Consider the following 17,984-nt stretch of genomic DNA (forward strand, 5'->3'; position numbering starts at 1 on the left):
AACGATCCGGCATCGGAGCGGTCAACGAAGCTCAACATTTACATGATCTGCTCCAATGAGCGGCTTAGAACCTCCCTCACACGAACCGCCGATGCAGCTTCTTGCCGTCGTAGGAGAACATTACCTTTTTGTCCTCGACGATGGTCTCGAGATGCACGGTGCGGCCCCACAGCTGATACACATAAGGCAGCGTGCGCTCCATGTACTTCAGGTCGAGCTCGATGCCCTCGTACATATGCTTGATCACCATCTCGCCGGTCCGCAGGTAATCGCCGTCCTCGACGACGAGGTAAGGGCTGCCGCCGTTGACTCGGGCGAAGACGAGCTGGTCGCGGATGTTTTCCCAGCTTTTATCGGTGATTTTCCACTCGGGGCCCTTTTTCTCGAAGACGTACAGGTCCAGATCCTCGGTCAGCTGCTTCGTCATGTAGTTGCGGATAAAGGAAATGTCCGAATCGAATTCGCGCACCTCGAAAATTTTCTCACGGCCCTGCCCGGGTTTGCGGCCGCCGAATTCGATTTCCTCCTTGGTCGGATGGTCCCAGCGGCGCTCGATGTCCTCGAAGATTTTCAGCCCTAAATAGTATGGATTCAGGCTGTGCCGGGACGGCTGCACGACCGAAGAGTTGAGCTTGGCGAATTCGATCGTCTCGTCGCTCGTCAGGTCCAGCTCGCGGATGATCCGCTGATGCCAGTACGAAGCCCAGCCTTCGTTCATGATTTTGGTCTCCATCTGCGGCCAGAAATAGAGCATTTCGTCACGGAGCATCGTCATAATGTCGCGCTGCCAGTCCTCCAGCACTTCGGAAAATTCCTGGATGAACCAGACGATGTCCTTTTCCGGTTCAGGCGGGAATTTACGGTTAGTCGTGCTTTCCTGGGACTCAGGCTCCGGCTTGTGATCGAGGTTCCACAAGTCGTCGTATTCGCCGGGCTGGGTCTGGATTTTGCCGGACTCTTTTTGCGCTTTCAGCTTCATTTCCATATAGCGCTGCTTATCCAGATGCTGCGGCTTGATCAGCTGCGGGTCGACATGCTCCTGGACGGCCAGCACGGCATCGATGAAACGCTCCACAACTTCGGTGCCATGCTCGAGTTCGTATTGGCTGATCCGTTCCGCGGTGGCCGACATGCTCTCGACCATGTTGCGGTTGGTGGCGGAGAAGCGGTAGTTGTTTTTGAAAAAGTCGCAGTGCGCCAAGACGTGGGCCACGATGAGCTTGTTCTGGATCAGGGAGTTGCCGTCGAGCAGAAAGGCGTAGCACGGATTGGAGTTGATGACCAGCTCATAGATTTTGCTCAGGCCGAAGTCGTACTGCATTTTCATTTTGTTGAACGTCTTGCCGAAGCTCCAGTGTGAAAAACGGGTAGGCATCCCGTAAGCACCGAAGGTGTAAATAATGTCCGCCGGACAAATTTCGTAGCGCATCGGATAATAATCCAGGCCGAAGCCGTCAGCGATCTCCATAATTTCACTAATGGCGTATTCCAGCTGTTTGATCTCGTCGCTCATTCGTTCATTGCTCCTTCCTTCTGCGGAAGAATAAAATATGATATCGGGACTATATTTCAATATATTCAGCAGCACCTCAAGTATGAACTGACATGGCCGGCTGAAAGTCCGGATTCGGTCCCGGATCATGTTGTTGGCAAATCCCAGCAGCCCGGAAATTAATGCAGTCTTCATGTCGATTTATGTTAGAATATAAGAGCATGACTCTGAGGTTTCCTATTTACGAAAGCGTTTTATATTTTTGCGGGCGGTGACTGCGTTACCATGTGGAAGTACTTTGTGCAAGCTACCAACAACATGAGGATCCGGAATAAATTGATCTTTTCCTACCTGTTCGTCGTCATGATCCCCGTGCTGATCGTGGGGGGCATCATTACCGCCTATTTCAGACAGGATGCATTGGACAATGCGATAGAGCAGACAGCCAACGATGTGGATAAAATCAAAAGCCAGCTGTCCACCATGCTGTCCGTACCGATCTCGATTTCCAACAAGCTGTACTTGGACGATAACCTGAAGGACCTGGTCAATACAAATTACACGACCATTCTGCAAATGGTGCAGGCCTATTCGAAATATAACGATTTTGATGAGCTTCCACGGCTCTATAACGAAATCAGCAACGTCCGCTTCTACCATTACAACAGGACGATGATCAACAACACCCAGTTTATTAACGTTACCGCCAAGATTGAGGGGGAAGAATGGTTCCAAACGGCCATGAACAACCCGCGGATCGGCTGGTTTTTTATGGAGGGCAGCGACATCGGCACCGAAAAGAAGCTGAGCCTGGTGCGCCGGATCAAGTTCAAGGATTACCGAACCCCGGGAGTGCTGGTCATTACGCTCAACCAGAGCATGCTGAACTCGATCCTGAGCAAGGAAACGTTCAATACGCTCATTGCGGATGACAGCGGATACATTGTGGCCGCCAAAAATCCGCAGAACGTCGGCAAAACGCTGAAACAGCTGGATTTGAACATCGATATGCATCAAGGACAGGAACAGACGATCAGCCGGCGCGTCAACGGGGTGTCCTCCAACATTATCGTGGACAAGCTGACGCCGCAGACGAGCTTGAACGGCCTCAGCGTCGTATCTGTCTTTTCGACTCAGGGCATTGTCCAGGACGCCAAAAAGGTCGGATGGATCGGCATGGCGCTGGTGATCGGCGTGCTGATCCTGGCACTCACGCTGATATTCGTCGTATCCAAGCTGACGACCAACCGGCTTCTGCATTTGAGCAGACAGCTGAACAAGGTGGCCAGGGGAAACTTCGATACAATTTCCTTCCTGGATGGCAACGACGAAATCGGGCAGCTCTCCCGCCAGTTCAACTATATGGTCCGAAGCATCAACGACCTGCTGAACCAGGTGTATGAGAGCAATGAGAAAAACACCAAGCTTGAGGTTGCGCAAAAAGAAATCAAGCTCAAAATGATGGCCAGCCAGATCAACCCGCACTTTTTGTTCAATGCCCTGGAATCGATCCGGATGAAGGCTCATTTGAACGGGGAGAAGGAGATCGCCAACATTGTGCGGCTGCTGGGCAAGCTGATGCGCAAAAATCTCGAAATCGGCAGTGTGAAAAAAACGCTGAAAGAGGAAATGGACATTGTCCGCGCGTATTTGGAAATCCAGAAATTCCGCTATGAGGACCGCTTGAGCTACGAGCTGATCGTCGAGCCGGAAACCGAACGGGTGCTGCTTCCGCCGCTGATCATTCAGCCGCTGGTGGAGAATGCGATTATCCATGGCCTGGAAGGCAAGGAAGTGGACGGGATGCTGCGCGTCCGCTGCTCGATGAAGGAAGACATGCTGCATGTCGAGGTTATCGATAACGGGGCCGGCATGTCGGAGGAACGCAGGCAATTTGTTCTGGCGACGCTGGATGCGGAAGAAGGGGAAGGCAACCGCATCGGCTTGCGGAACATCCATCAGCGAATTAAGCTGACGTATGGAGACGACTTCGGACTGCATATTACGAGTATCCCGGGACAGGGAACCAAGATGGAATTCATGATACCAACAGGGGGAGAAATGCATGTTTAACGTTTTGATTGTGGATGACGAACCGATGATCCGCGAAGGTCTCAAGACGATTATCGACTGGGAGAGCTTCGGGTTTACGGTGGTGGATACGGCGGCCAACGGCCGGGATGGGCTGGATAAAATCAAAGAGCTGAAGCCCGATCTGACCATCATCGATATCCGCATGCCGGGCATGACCGGTCTTGACGTCATTGAAGAGGCCCGGGCCGCCATGATCTCGACGCATTTTCTAATTTTGAGCGGATATGCCGATTTTGATTATGCCAAGCGGGCGATCGGTTACGGCGTAAACGGATACCTGCTGAAGCCGCTGGATGAGGAGGAGCTCGGGGAGGAGCTGCAGCGGATCGGGGCGATTCTGACCCGGGAGAAGCAATCGCATCGTTCCGCGGAAGAGGACCATGTCTACCGTGCGCATCTGCTTGAATCCTTTCTGCTGCAGGAAGAAGCGCTTCGGGATCCGGCGACGGTCATGCAGCTGGGGCTGGACTGGACGAGGTATCAGATCGTCCTGCTCGAAATCCATGGATCGGCGGACGATGCACCTTTAGCCGCCTTAAGACGAAAGCTGTCGGGCCATTTTGACGAAGCGGATCGCGTCATTGTGTTTCCAGCGGGGGCATATGAAGCTTTGCTGTGGGACCGGGGGATGTCCCGGGAAGACGATGCTGCCCACTGTTACGCGGTATGGAATGCGCTGCTGCCGGATAACAAGGGCTGGTTTGCCGCCGCCGGGGGAACGGTCACCGATATCTCGCTCATTGGACAATCGTATGCGGAGGCCGCCGAGCTGCTGCACCATCGTTTTTTGTTCCATGAAGAGCGTTTGATGCTGCCCGGAGATTTGACCCTAATGGCAGAGTCATACCCGGAGAAGGCGCCGCTCGATCCAACTGGAGAAATCGAACTGTCGGATATGCTGTATTATGCGCTGGACATCCGGAGCATGGAAGCGGTCGGCCGCTTTTTTGACGAGCTGGAGGAGCGGGTTGTCGGTTTCGGGCAGGCTGAGCAGGCCGTGAAGTCGGCGGTGACCCATATTTTGACCATGGCCATCAACAAGCTGTCGGGACAGAACCAGGCATTGTATCCACTTCTGCAGGATGCGCCGCTCTTCATTACGGAGGCATTCCGCCAGCCGACATGGGAGCAGCTGAAAGCGGTAGCGGCCGCCCATTTGAGCAGCCTGATCGAGAGGATCGGTGGCGGGAGCAAGGATGCGGTGCTGAAGCAGATGATCGATTTTATTCACCGGAACTACAAGGAGAACCTGAAGCTGGAGCTCCTGGCTCAGGTGTTTAATTACAACAGCGCTTACTTGGGGAAAATGTTCAAAAACTATACAGGCGAGAATTTCAATGCGTTCCTCGACAACGTGCGGATTGAGCACGCGAAAGAGCTGTTATCCCAGGGACTCAAGGTGCATCAAGTGGCGGCATGTGTCGGATATGCGAACGTGGACTATTTTCACAGCAAATTCAAAAAATACGTCGGGGCGTCCCCGTCGTCATTCCGGAAAAAGGAGCCTTCCGAGTAGTCTCTTATCTTTCAAGATCCTGCGGGATGATTTTGGCTATACCGTCTTTCAAAAACGTTTTCGAGGCGAATTTCCCCCTGAAAATTAGATTTTTGGGGGAATTTTTGTGTAAAGTCATGTCACATTTCGACTTTGAAAGCGTTATATCTAATTTTTATATGATTTTAGGTGAAATCCGATGGGTATTTTTATAAGCGCTTCATTTAGTAAGATTGAGTTATCAATTAGAGGAGGGGTTATTGAATGGAAGCGCTCACACCTAACACCATTCCCCGCAGCGGTCAAGATACTGCTAAAGCTCCAAAGCGTAAACGAAAGGGGGGTTTCTGGAGTACGGTGCTCCAGCAAAAATATTTATATTTAATGTCGCTCCCTTTTGTCATTTGGGTGTTCGTGTTCAGTTACCTGCCGCTTTGGGGCTGGACGATGGCCTTTCAAAACTATAAACCGGCAAGGTCATTCTCCGAGCAGAAATGGGTAGGATTTAAATATTTCCATGAGCTGTTCCAAGACGACCGGTTTTATCTGGTGCTGCGGAACACGCTGGCGATGAGCTTCATGGGCCTCATTCTGGGATTCGTGGTTCCGATCTTCTTCGCGATTCTCCTTAATGAGCTGCGTGGTATGTTCTTCAAACGGTTCGTGCAGACGGTTTCTTACCTGCCGCACTTTGTATCCTGGGTCGTTGTAGCAGGCATTATTACGAAAATGCTTTCAATCGATGGCGGTGCGGTCAACCAGATTCTGATGGCGCTCCACCTCACGGACGAACCTATACAGTTCATGGCGAAGGGAAACTGGTTCTGGTACATTGTAACCGGTTCCGATGTCTGGAAGGAAACAGGCTGGAATACGATCATCTATTTGGCAGCGATTACAGGGATTGACCCGGAGCTGTACGAAGCATCCCGCGTCGACGGCGCGAGCCGCTGGAGACAGATGTGGCACATTACGCTGCCGGGCATCCGTTCGACGATCTCGGTACTCCTGATTATGTCGATTGGCCACTTGATCAGCATCGGCTTCGAGAAACAATTCCTGCTCGGCAACAACCTGGTGACGGATTACTCGGAGGTTCTCGATCTGTACGCACTGAATTACGGTCTGAATATGGGCAGGTTCTCATACGGTACCGCCATCGGCATATTCAACTCTGTAGTCAGCATCATCCTGTTGTTTACGGCTAATGGCATTTTCAAAAAGGTTACGAAAGAAAGCATTATGTAGGAGGCGAGAAGTCGAGATGCCAAACAAAGCGTTTAATGCGACCCGATCCGATAAGATCTTCGATATATGCAACATCATCTTCATGGCGATCGTGCTGATCGTTACGCTGTATCCGTTTCTGAACGTGCTCGCCATATCGCTGAACGATTCCATCGATACGGTGCGTGGTGGCATCACCATCTGGCCGCGTGCGTTCACATTTGAAAACTATAAGACGATATTTGCTTATGACACTTTGCTTCAAGGCTTGAAAATTTCCATTTTGCGTACGATCGTCGGTGCTGTTCTGGGGCTGCTCAGCGCATCGATGCTGGCCTATACGCTCAGCCGGCCTGATTTTCAGGCCCGGAAGTTCGTATCGACATTCCTGGCGATGACGATGTACTTCTCCGGCGGCCTGATCCCGGGATACATCCTGATGCGCGACCTGAACCTGATCGGCACGTTCTGGGTATATGTTCTGCCGGGTCTCGTCAGTGCATTCAACGTATTTATCGTCCGTTCCTTTATCGACGGCTTGCCTTATGCCCTTCAGGAATCGGCCAAGCTGGACGGAGCCAACGATTTTACGGTATACTGGCGCATTATCCTACCGCTCTGTAAACCGGTTCTTGCGACGATCGCGCTGTTCCTTGCCGTAGGTCAGTGGAACTCCTGGTTCGATACGTACCTGTACAACGGCAGCAACGCCACCTGGACCACCCTGCAGTACGAGCTGATGAAGGTGCTGCAGAGCACGCAGCAGGGCGGCGGAGCGATCAACGCCAACGATATGGCCAAGCAAATGGCCCAGATTTCGCCGGAATCGATCAAGATGGCCATTACCATCGTCGTGACCGTGCCGATCCTGATCGTCTATCCGTTCCTGCAGAAATATTTTGTGAGCGGCATGACGCTGGGCGCGGTCAAATCGTAAAAAAACGCTTTTTCAGAAGTTACATTCTTATATAGAGGTATCAGCAGGCTAGCCTGTTATACAAAATAGATAAAGAAAAAGATTAGACATCATGGGGAGGGTTTACGCAATGCAAAAGAAAGCGTTCAAGGTAACCGCGATTTCTCTGATCATCGCATCAATGCTAGCGGTTGCGGGCTGCGGCGGAGGCAAGGAGGATACCGCGGCCAAAGATACAGGCGATACGACATCGCCGATCACCTTCAGTTTTTTCGGTGCGGATGCGAGTCCGAACTGGAACAAAATGCAGGATGAAGTCGGCAAGGAAATCACAGCGAAAACAGGGGTTACGATCAACGCGGAGTATGCCGTATCCGGCGGAGGTCAGGATAAGATTTCCCTGATGGCCGCGAGCGGTGACTATCCGGACCTGATCTTCGCGAAAGGCGACGTCAACAAGCTGGTGGATGCCGGCGCGATGCTCGACCTGACCGATCTGATCGACAAGTACGCGCCAAACCTGAAGAAGGTATATGGCGGTTACATGGACCGTCTGAAGTACAGCAACGATGACCAAGCCATCTATGTGCTGCCGACCAATGCGGCGGTGAACCAGCAGTATTTTGACGCCGGCGGCGGCTTTGAAATCCAGAATGCCGTGCTGAAAGAGCTGGGCTATCCGGAAGTGAAAACCGTCAAGGATTTTGAAAACGTGCTGAAAGCTTATAAAGAGAAGCATCCGACGATTGACGGCCAGCCAACCATTCCGTTGACGCTGGATGCGGACGACTGGAGAATTATGATCACCGTAACGAACCCGGCGTTCCTCGCAACTGGAGCACCGGACGACGGCGAGTATTTCATCAATCCGCAAACCTATGAGGCTCAGCTGCACTACAAGCGTCCGGAGGAAAAAGAGTACTTCCGCTGGCTGAACCATATGTACAACGAAGGCCTGCTGGATAAGGAAACGTTTGTACAGAAGAGCGACCAGTATAAGTCCAAAATTTCGAGCGGACGCGTGCTTGGCCTGATCGACCAGGAATGGGGTTATTCCGACGCAGAGAACGCATTGAAATCTGCTGGCAAGGATGAAAGAACTTACGCTCACTTGCCGGTAACCTTGTCGGAAGAATATAAGGACCACTCCTTCCAGGACACAGGCTTTACATCCGGATGGGGCATCGGTATCACGAACAACTGTAAGGATCCGGTTCGGGCGATTAAATTCCTCGATTGGCTCGCTTCCGACGAAGGGCAAGTATTGATCAACTGGGGTATCGAAGGCAAGCACTACAATGTTGTAGATGGCAAGCGCGTCATTCCTCAAGAAATTCAGGATAAGAAAATCAAAGACGCTTCCAACTTTACGAAAACATCGGGCATTGGCCTGTACACGACTTTCTCCGCTCACTATGGTGACGGTGTGAAAGATCCATCAGGCAGCTACTATACAACGAACTTCCCGGATCAAATCGTAGCCAGCTACACGGAAGCCGAGAAAGAAACGCTGAAAGCTTACGGCGCTACGACCTGGAAGGACCTGTTCCCTTCAGAGAAGGATTTCCCGGTTAAGCCTTGGGGAGCAGCGTACAACATCTCGGTTGAAGAGGGCTCAGATTATACCGTAATGTACCAGAAAACGCAGGACATTATCCGCAAGCGCATTCCGGAAGCGATCCTGACGACGCCGGACAAATTCGACGCAGTCTATGACAACATGATCAAGGAACTGAACGCCGCCGGAGCGGAAAAAATGGAACAGCAATACACCGAGCTGGTGAAGGACCGTGTCGAGTTGTGGGGCGGAACGACCGAAGCGAAGTAATTCGAATTTTTAAAAAAGAGCGATAATTTCATCAGGTAGGGCCTGCTCATAGCAGTAGGTCCTATTTGTAATGGATTTTTGTGACTTCATTTGCTTTTGTACCTTATATAATATAAATGCCGGAATAGACTATTTTATTAGCATTATTACGGGTATTTGTGATCGTAAACGCATTAAAAATTAAATTTAAAAATATGTATTAAAATGACTTGACAGTCGTTTTTAAATCTTTTATGATTCAAATATGAAAGCACTTTCATTACACATTTTCCCTGTAGGCTGTTTTCGAAAACGTTTTAAACAAAGAGGTGGAGTCGAACAAGAAACCAGAGATGTGATGTGAGGAAGTTTAGTTATCTGAGTTTTGTAAACGTATTCAATTCATCTAGGTTTCGGCACAACATGCGGCAGTGCCCAGCGTCCGTACGACGTTGATGCAATGCCGGCTCTTGAATGCAGCACGAAGTAATTCCATTAGTAATGAAGGGGGATATGATTCACATGAAGGGAAACACAAAGAAGAAGTTTGGAATGCTGCTCCTCGCCAGTGTGCTGCTCGTTTCCGCAGGCTGCAGCAGCTCAGGGGGCGACAGCAAATCCGCCGATTCCGGCAGCTCGTCTTCCAATGCAGCGCAGGATGCGAAGGCAGACGATACGAGCCCGATCACGTTCTCGTTCTTTGGCGCTGACGCCAGCCCGAACTGGAACAAGATGCAGGATGAAGTCGGTAAAGAAATTACGAAGAAAACTGGCGTGACCATCAATGCGGAGTATGCCGTATCCGGCGCAGGCACCGATAAAATATCCCTGATGGCTGCGAGCGGCGACTATCCTGATTTTATCTTTGCCAAAGGCGACGTCGACAAGCTGGTGGAAGCCGGCGCGATGATCGACCTGACTGATTTGATCGACAAGTACGGCCCGAACCTCAAGAAGGTATACGGCAAGTACATGAACCGTCTGCCTTACAGCAACGACGATAAAGCCATCTATGTGCTTCCGACGAACGGGGCGGTGGATCAGCAGTACTTTGACGCCGGTGGCGGATTTGAAATCCAGAATGCCGTGCTGAAAGAGCTCGGCTATCCGGAAGTAAAAACCGTTAAGGATTTTGAAAACGTTCTCCAGCAATATAAAGACAAACATCCGACGATCGACGGCAAGCCGACGATTCCGCTGACACTGGACGCGGATGACTGGAGAATCATGATCACCGTAACGAACCCGGCCTTCTTGACGACAGGAGCTCCGGATGACGGCGAATACTTCATTAACCCTGAAACCAACGAAGCTCAGCTGCACTACAAGCGTCCGGAAGAGAAAGAATACTTCCGCTGGCTCAACCATATGTACAATGTGGGTCTGCTGGATAAGGATACGTTTGTGCAAAAGAGTGACCAATATAAATCCAAGATCGCCAGCGGCCGCGTCCTGGGTCTGATCGACCAAGAGTGGGGCTATTCCGACGCCGAGAATGCGCTCAAGACCGCCGGCAAAGCGGAGCGCACTTATGCTCACTTCCCTGTAACGCTGTCGGATGAATATAAAGACCATTCCTTCCAGGATACCGGATTCGTAGCTGGTTGGGGCGTAGGCATTACAACGGCATGTAAGGATCCGGTCCGCTTGATCAAGTTCCTGGACTTCCTTGCATCCGACGAAGGCCAAGTGCTGCGCAACTGGGGTATCGAAGGCAAGCACTACAACATGGTGGACGGAAAGCGCGTTATCCCTGATGATGTACAGGACAAGAAAGTTAACGATAACACCAACTTTACGAAAACGTCCGGCATCGGACTGTACACCACCTTCTCCGCTCACTACGGCGACGGCGTGAAAGATCCATCCGGCAACTACTACACGACGAACTTCCCGGATCAAATCGTAGCTTCCTATACACAGCCGGAGAAAGACACCTTGAAAGCATACGGCGCAACAACCTGGAAAGACCTGTTCCCGTCTGAAAAGGACTTCCCGGTCAAACCTTGGGGCGCAGCCTACAACATGGCTACTCCTCAGGACGGCAATTATAATGTTATCTACCAAAAAACGCAGGATATTATTCGCAAGCGGATTCCGGAAGCTATCCTCGCGAAGCCGGAACAGTTCGACAGCATTTATGACAACATGCTGAAAGAGCTGGATGCTGCAGGTGCTAAAGAAATCGAAAAACAATATACAGAACTGATCAAGGAAAGAGTCGAGCTCTGGAGCGGAAGCGCTCAATAAGCCGGCCTGATCAGAGGAGCGAGGGTCCCGGGATTTATCCCGGGGCCCTTTTTTTGTTTTTTTCCAAAAAAACATTGCTTCCGGGAGAGCATCCTGCTAAGATGTAAACAACAAATTGATAATATCAATTTGATATTATTGAAATCTCATCATTACCCTCATCGGTCACGGTGATCTGTGAAGGCGTAATGGAGCAGCTGGAGGGAACGGACATGGGGAAATGGTTTAAAGGATGGAGCGCCTACGAGCTGGTATGGCTCGGCGTGTTTTGCGGAATTGCCGTCGGACTTACGGTGATTATGAAGGATAGCCTGTTCGGGTTTACCGTGTTTCTGACAGGCGTGCTGTGCGTGGTGCTGGCGGCGAAGGGCAACCTGATGAGTTATGTATTCGGCATGTACAACACGTTCGGGTACGCGTACCTGGCTTATACGAACGGGATTTACGGGGAGATGCTGCTGAATCTGCTGTTCTTCGTTCCGATGAACGTGGTCGGCTTCTTCCTATGGCGGAAGCATCAGGACGGCGGCAAGCTTGAGATGCGCCGCATGAACCTTCGAGGGATTCTGTGGACCGGAGCCGCCTGCGTGCTGGGCAGCGTGATGATCGGTTTTTTCCTGTCGCTGATACCGACGCAGAACTCGCCGTACATCGATGCGATCACCAACGTGCTGTCGGTTGTCGCAACCTTCCTGATGGTATGGCGTTATAAGGAACAATGGCTGGTGTATATCGTGCTGAATGCTTTTACCGTGCTGCTGTGGGTGCTGCGTACCCTGGACGGCAGTCCTGACGGGCTGCTCATGATCGTCATGTGGAGCGCGTATCTCATCAATGCAGCATACGGTTATTACACTTGGAACAAAGGGGCAAAGGAGGCTTACTGATGAAAAAGCTGGGACTGACGTTGGGGAAATTCGCCCCTTTTCATAAAGGGCATCAATACATGGTGGAGACGGCGCTGAAGGAGGTGGATGAACTGATCGTGGTCATTTACGATACGACGGTTACGACGATTCCGCTGCATATCCGCGCCGGCTGGATCCGGAAGCTGTATCCGGGCGTCAGGGTGATCGAAGCGTGGGACGGTCCGGACGGCTATTCGAATGACCGGGAGCATGAAATCCGGGAGGAGCAGTATATTTTGGGGCTGCTTGACGGCGAGCAGGTTACGCATTTCTTTTCGAGCGAGTTTTACGGCGAGCACATGAGCAAAGCGCTTGGCGCCGTGGACCGCCGCGTCGATGAGGCGAGGGGCGTGGTGCCGATTTCGGCGACGATGATCCGGGAGGACCCGTATAAACACCGGCAATTTGTAAGCGACATCGTATACCGTGATCTCATTACGAAGGTGGTCTTCGTCGGAGCGATGTCGACCGGCAAGTCAACGCTGACGGAGGCGCTGGCCGGCAAATACAACACAACTTATGCCAGCGAGTACGGCCGGGATTATTGGACGGAGCATCAGGTGGACCGGCGGATCAGCTTCGATGCTTTTGATGAGATTGCGACGGGGCATATCGAGCGCGAAGAGAAGGCGCTGCTGGAGGCGAACCGGTATCTGTTCGTGGACACGAACGCCATCACGACTTATATGTTCGCGCTGGATTATCACGGCCGGGCTCCGGAGCTGCTGACCCGGCTGGCGCTGGAGAACGCCGGCAGATACGATCTCTTTTTCCTGTGCGAGGACGATATCCCATATGACGATACGTGGGACCGCAGCGGTGACCAGAAGCGGCATGTATTCCACAAGCAGATTATCGCCGATTTGAAGGAGCGCCGGATTCCTTACATCCCATTGAGGGGATCGCTGGAGGAGCGGATCAAGCGGGTCGAGGAGGTACTGAAGGCGTTTGTTCCGTACAGCAACTATTTTGGAAGCCTTGTTTAAGCCAGCCCATTTATTGGATTAAAGAGGGGGCTGCTGGTAGAATAGAGAACGGATTGCTAGATTGGCCTGGAGCTTAAGGCTGGGGCCGGCTAATGAATAGGCAACATTCAACAGGAAAGAGGGGGATTTCATTGGCTGTGATCGGAATCGATCTGGGAACGACCAACAGCCTGGTGGCCTGCTGGGCCCAAGACCGTGCGGTGGTCATTCCCAACGTGCTCGGAGAACATTTGACACCGTCCATCGTCAGCGTGGACGAAAACGGCGAAATTGTGGTCGGCCGGATTGCCCAGGAGCGCTTGATTACCCATCCGGAGCGGACGGCTGCCACTTTTAAACGGTTTATGGGAACGGAGAAAAAGTACGAGCTTGGCCCTCACTCCTTTACACCGGAGGAACTGTCGTCCTTTATATTGAAGGCCTTGAAAGAGGACGCCGAGAGCTACCTGGGCGAACCCGTGACGGAGGCGGTGATCAGCGTCCCGGCATACTTCAACGATACCCAGCGCAAAGCGACGAAGCATGCCGCCGAAATCGCCGGACTGCGTGTCGAGCGGCTGATCAGCGAGCCGACCGCGGCGGCGGTGGCTTACGGCCTGCACCAGGAGCAGCCGGAAACCCAGTTCCTCGTATTCGACCTGGGCGGAGGAACCTTTGACGTCTCCATCCTGGAGCTGTTCGAGGGAGTCATGGAGGTGAAGTCTATCGCGGGGGACAATTTCCTTGGCGGTGAGGACTTTACGGAGCTGCTTGTGACGCATTTTCTGGAGACGCACCAAATGGAGTGGGAGGCGCTGGACCCGAAAACAAGATCGGCTATACATAAACAGGCGGAGAGCTGCAAGCTTGCCCTGGGGCGGGAGGCGTCGGCTGAAATGGCTTTGACGATCGATGGAACCCGGTATGAAGTGCGGCTTGACCGTAACGAATTTGAAAAGCTGGCCCATCCGCTGCTCCTGAGGCTGCGCCAGCCGATCGAGCGGGCGCTGCGAGACGCGTCCTTGTCCCCATCCGATCTCGATGCGGTGATCCTGATCGGAGGAGCCACCCGAATGACGCTTATTAAAAGCGTCATCGGCCGCATGTTCGGACGCATGCCGTACAGCGACATCAATCCGGATGAGACGGTTGCCGTCGGTGCAGCCATCCAGTCGGCGCTGAAGGAGCGGAACGAGGCGTTGAACGAGATGATCCTTACCGACGTGTGCCCTTATACCCTGGGTACCAGCATCGTACAGGAACTGGGTAACGGAGGATTCTCATCAGGACATTTCTTCCCGATCATCGAGCGCAACACACCGATCCCGGTCAGCCGGATTGAGCGGCTCTGCACGGTGTCTGACAACCAGCGGCGGCTAACCGTTGATATTTATCAGGGCGAGAGCCGGCGCGTCGAGAACAACATCAAGCTCGGCGAGATCCACATTAAGGTGCCGCCGGCCCCTGCCGGCGAACAGAAGATTGACGTCCGTTATACCTATGACATTAACGGGATTTTGGAGGTCGAGGTGGCCAGCGTTGCGACCGGCGAGAAGAAGCGCGCCGTCATCGAGAAGAACGCCGGCAGCATGACGAAGGAAGAGATCGAGGCGCGGCTGCTGGAGCTTCAGGATATCAAAATTCACCCGAGAGACCGGGCGGAAAACCGACTGCTGCTGGCAAGGGGCGAGCGGTTGTACGAAGAGGCGCTGGGCGAGAGCCGGGAAGTGATCGCTGCCTATATCGGACAGTTCGAAAAGGCACTGCATACCCAGGATGACCGCGAAATCAAAAAAGCTGCCGAGGTCTTCAAGGATCGATTGGAACAGCTGGAAAGGTGGATGAGCTTCACATGAACATCTGGGAAAGGCTCGGGATCGAGCGGACCACGGAGCTGCGCATCATCAAGAAAGCTTATGCCGCCAAGCTGAAGCAGCATCATCCCGAGGACGATCCCGAGGGCTATCAGCAGCTTCGGGAAGCTTATGAGGCGGCATCCAAGTTCGCCAAAGAGGCCAGTACAACGGTACGCGAGCCGGCTGAGAATGAGGATAAACTTTCCACGCCGATCTACCCGCTGGAGGATACCAAAGGGGAAGTTGATCAACCAAGCGAGCTTAACGCACAAACCACATATTCAAATGGAATATTCCAATCTACGGCAAGCGCAGATCCGGTCAGCCTGTGGATTCATCAGGCAGGGGAGCTGTACGACGACTTTCCGGCCCGGATTCGGGTGGAGTCGTGGGAGCGGCTGCTGAACGAGGATATCGTATGGAACGTCGATCGCGGGCCGGAACTGCAGCATGCGTTCGTGTCCTTTCTGATGTCCTGCAGGCATCTCCCGCGAGACGTTTGGCAGCTGCTGGACGGCACGTTTTACTTTACGGAAGATCCCGAAGAACTGCGGGAGCGGTATCCGACGTATTTTGCCGAATACATCCTGCAGCAGCTGGACGGATCACGGGAGCTGCGTTATGACTCGCTCGCTAACGCTCCCGTAGGGGATGCCGCGGACATTGAAAGATTTTTGGATCTGCGGGAGTCTGCGCTGGATATGCTGATGGAAGGCGAGCTGGAAGAAGCGGAAGCGTGCTTGACCGAAGCTTCGGCGTGGTTTGCGGACGATCTGGATCTGCAGCTGCTGTTGGGAAAATATAACCTGGCCGCGGGCAACCGGCAGGAAGCGCTGAAATGTTTCGTCCATGCGATCCTGCTGCAGCCGGATGATCTGGAGGCTTACCGGTACGCGGCACGGCTTCGATACGATGATCAGCGGTATGAAGAGGCGCTTTCGGATTGCGAGCGCATTTTGGCTGCCCATCCGGACGATCAGGATGCGCTCTGTTTGGAGGGACGGTGCCTCACCGCGATGGGACGGATATCGGAGGCCAAGGAACGGATGAAGCGTTCTTTTGACATAAACAATCAGCATATGAGCACCCTGATGTACTGGTCGTCTACCGCAAATAAGCATCACCACGATCAGGGGAAGATCGACCCGGCCGAGCACCGCAAGGTGGTCAAAAACAATATTATATTCGACGGTTTTTTATTTCTTCGGTTAACTTGGCTTTATATTTTTGTGTATATCGTGCTGCAGTTGTTTTTTGACGTGCCCGTTATCGTCACGGGGGTGTTCGTGGCCATTCTGCTGTGGTATTTATACAGAACGTTAAGAGCACACCGGGTGCTATCAACCTAGATAATGGAGGACGACATGCGCAGCGATTACAAGAAGAAGCAAATCAAACAGCTGGAGCTGTACTTCCGCTGTCTCTCCAGCGTATGCATCGACAGCGTGCTGGCTTATTATTATGTGCCTTACGAGTTTTTGAAATTTGAGCGTTACCTCGGGAACCGGGTTTTGAAAAAGGGGCTGCGGCTCTGGGACATCAAGGACGCCGAGACCTTAAAGACCCGGATTCGCTGGCTGCTGGAGGACGGGAACCGTGACGATTATAAGGCCCTGCACGCCGAACTGTCGGCGCTGCCGGAACAGGCACGGCAAAACTGGATGGAGGCCTCCAAAGACCATCCGGAGTATGCCCGGATGAGCATGGTTCATACGTTTCTGCCGCAGCTGCCCGCCGGAGAAATAGCCGCCTTCGGGGGCGGATGGGCGATTTTCTTGAGCCGGGTTGGGCTCGCTTACGGATATTTGACGAAGGAAGAGGCCTGGGCCATTAAATTGGAAGCGGCCGGGTATGTGCAGCAGCATTACGGCAGCTGGGAAGAGTATTTGATCGCATTTATGGCCGCCAGCCGCTTTTGGAAACCGGAGGAGCAGTTTGCAAATGTAGTCTATATCATGACCCGCGGACAGACGCTGCTGGGGATGGGTACCTTCGCTTCCCGGAAGGCGCCATGGGATATTCCGCTTGAGCCGGGAGGCGAACGAGCAGCGTACCGAAAGGGATCGGCCAGCCTGGATGCCTGAGGCTGTGATCAACGGGCATGCGGGTCACAGGGCCTTTATCAATGATTGTAGGACTTAAGCGCACGGGATGCTCTTATATAGGGGGAAGAGGATGTATACCTTGGAAGAACTCCGGAAGGCATTCCGGAAAGGGACCAAGCTGAAATATGTTTTTTTCTGGGGGCACCAGCCCGCGGCGGACGGATCTATTACGAAGAGCTGCTTCAGCCAGTGGTGGGAAGCGAAGTTTACCGTGGACGGCGTGGAATATGCAAGTGCCGAGCATTATATGATGGCCGAGAAAGCCAGACTGTTCGGTGACGAAGAGATCCGGGAACAGATTCTCGCAGCCAAGCACCCGAAGCAGGCTAAAGATCTGGGGCGGAAGGTGAGGGGATTCGATCCTGCCGTATGGGACCGGGAAGGGTACTCCATTGTGGTCCGAGGAAACGAAGCGAAGTTTTCCCAAAACGACGATTTGAAGCAATTTCTGCTGGGCACCGGGCAGCGGGTGCTGGTAGAGGCGAGTCCGGTGGATTCGATCTGGGGCGTGGGGTTGGCCGCAGATGACGAGGCGGTCCTGAACCCGCTGCTGTGGAAAGGGAAGAACCTGCTTGGCTTTGCCTTGATGGAGGTTCGGGACCGGCTGCAGGCGGAAGAAGCCTAGCGGAAGTACGAAACATGGACGTCGTGCGTGCGGGGCCTAGCGGGAGTGAAGAACTTGGCAGCAGTAAGGGCACGCTGGCAATGAGGAGCACGTTGGCAATGATGAGCATGCCATCAGTGAGGAGCCTGGCAGGAGTCAGGATCAGTCGATTGTGGGAAAAAGGCTGCAAATCGAGGGTCATGCTATATAGAGGTCACCCGGCCATGCAAAAAGGTCGTTGTTGGTTACTCAGCGTAACGGGACA

At 52.9% G+C, this 17,984-nt stretch carries 13 protein-coding genes; 12 read left to right on the forward strand and 1 reads right to left on the reverse strand.

Annotation, left to right across the window (positions count from 1 at the left end; genetic code table 11):
* Nucleotides 1-76 precede the first annotated feature (76 nt).
* Entirely contained in the window at nt 77-1,513 is a 1,437-nt protein-coding gene (locus tag IAE55_RS08595; RefSeq protein ID WP_200631734.1) for a SpoVR family protein, read from the reverse strand.
* A 264-nt stretch (nt 1,514-1,777) separates the two neighbouring features.
* Between IAE55_RS08595 and IAE55_RS08600 the strand changes: the two genes are divergently transcribed.
* The 12 genes from IAE55_RS08600 to IAE55_RS08655 all read left to right on the forward strand — a co-directional run bounded on the left by IAE55_RS08600 (nt 1,778) and on the right by IAE55_RS08655 (nt 17,740).
* Entirely contained in the window at nt 1,778-3,565 is a 1,788-nt protein-coding gene (locus tag IAE55_RS08600) for a sensor histidine kinase (protein ID WP_200631735.1), read from the forward strand.
* Nucleotides 3,558-5,102: a response regulator transcription factor gene (locus tag IAE55_RS08605; RefSeq protein ID WP_145946929.1), complete on the forward strand. Its 1,545-nt coding sequence runs from the start codon at nt 3,558-3,560 to the stop codon at nt 5,100-5,102. The genes IAE55_RS08600 and IAE55_RS08605 overlap by 8 nt, the downstream gene beginning before the upstream one ends.
* Nucleotides 5,103-5,345: 243 nt before the next feature.
* Nucleotides 5,346-6,329 carry an ABC transporter permease gene (locus IAE55_RS08610; RefSeq protein WP_116232201.1) on the forward strand — a complete coding sequence of 328 codons (984 nt, stop codon included), beginning with the start codon at nt 5,346-5,348 and terminating at the stop codon, nt 6,327-6,329.
* Nucleotides 6,330-6,345: 16 nt separating this feature from the next.
* The gene (locus tag IAE55_RS08615) at nt 6,346-7,245 is read left to right on the forward strand and encodes a carbohydrate ABC transporter permease (protein ID WP_076170554.1); all 900 of its coding nucleotides are present in this window, start codon (nt 6,346-6,348) and stop codon (nt 7,243-7,245) included.
* Nucleotides 7,246-7,354: 109 nt separating this feature from the next.
* The gene (locus tag IAE55_RS08620; protein ID WP_200631736.1) at nt 7,355-9,052 is read left to right on the forward strand and encodes an ABC transporter substrate-binding protein; all 1,698 of its coding nucleotides are present in this window, start codon (nt 7,355-7,357) and stop codon (nt 9,050-9,052) included.
* Between the two features lie 501 nt (nt 9,053-9,553).
* A complete protein-coding gene (locus IAE55_RS08625) occupies nt 9,554-11,281 on the forward strand; it encodes an ABC transporter substrate-binding protein (protein ID WP_145946933.1) in 1,728 nt (575 codons plus the stop codon).
* A 212-nt stretch (nt 11,282-11,493) separates the two neighbouring features.
* Nucleotides 11,494-12,168: a nicotinamide riboside transporter PnuC gene (gene pnuC / locus IAE55_RS08630; RefSeq protein ID WP_200631737.1), complete on the forward strand. Its 675-nt coding sequence runs from the start codon at nt 11,494-11,496 to the stop codon at nt 12,166-12,168.
* Complete coding sequence (locus IAE55_RS08635) at nt 12,168-13,175, forward strand: AAA family ATPase (RefSeq protein WP_200631738.1); 1,008 nt, start codon at nt 12,168-12,170, stop codon at nt 13,173-13,175. Before pnuC ends, IAE55_RS08635 begins: the two co-directional genes overlap by 1 nt.
* Nucleotides 13,176-13,306: 131 nt before the next feature.
* Nucleotides 13,307-15,010, forward strand: coding sequence for a molecular chaperone HscC (locus tag IAE55_RS08640; RefSeq protein ID WP_200631740.1), 1,704 nt, complete (start codon nt 13,307-13,309; stop codon nt 15,008-15,010).
* Nucleotides 15,007-16,359: a J domain-containing protein gene (locus tag IAE55_RS08645; RefSeq protein WP_200631741.1), complete on the forward strand. Its 1,353-nt coding sequence runs from the start codon at nt 15,007-15,009 to the stop codon at nt 16,357-16,359. Before IAE55_RS08640 ends, IAE55_RS08645 begins: the two co-directional genes overlap by 4 nt.
* A 15-nt stretch (nt 16,360-16,374) precedes the next feature.
* Nucleotides 16,375-17,094, forward strand: coding sequence for a DUF1266 domain-containing protein (locus IAE55_RS08650; RefSeq protein WP_200631742.1), 720 nt, complete (start codon nt 16,375-16,377; stop codon nt 17,092-17,094).
* Nucleotides 17,095-17,185: 91 nt separating this feature from the next.
* Nucleotides 17,186-17,740 carry an NADAR family protein gene (locus tag IAE55_RS08655; protein WP_186381968.1) on the forward strand — a complete coding sequence of 185 codons (555 nt, stop codon included), beginning with the start codon at nt 17,186-17,188 and terminating at the stop codon, nt 17,738-17,740.
* Nucleotides 17,741-17,984: the final 244 nt, after the last annotated feature.

The organism is Paenibacillus sp. S28 (genome assembly GCF_016624415.1).
Classification (GTDB): Bacteria; Bacillota; Bacilli; order Paenibacillales; family Paenibacillaceae; genus Paenibacillus_AQ; species Paenibacillus_AQ favisporus.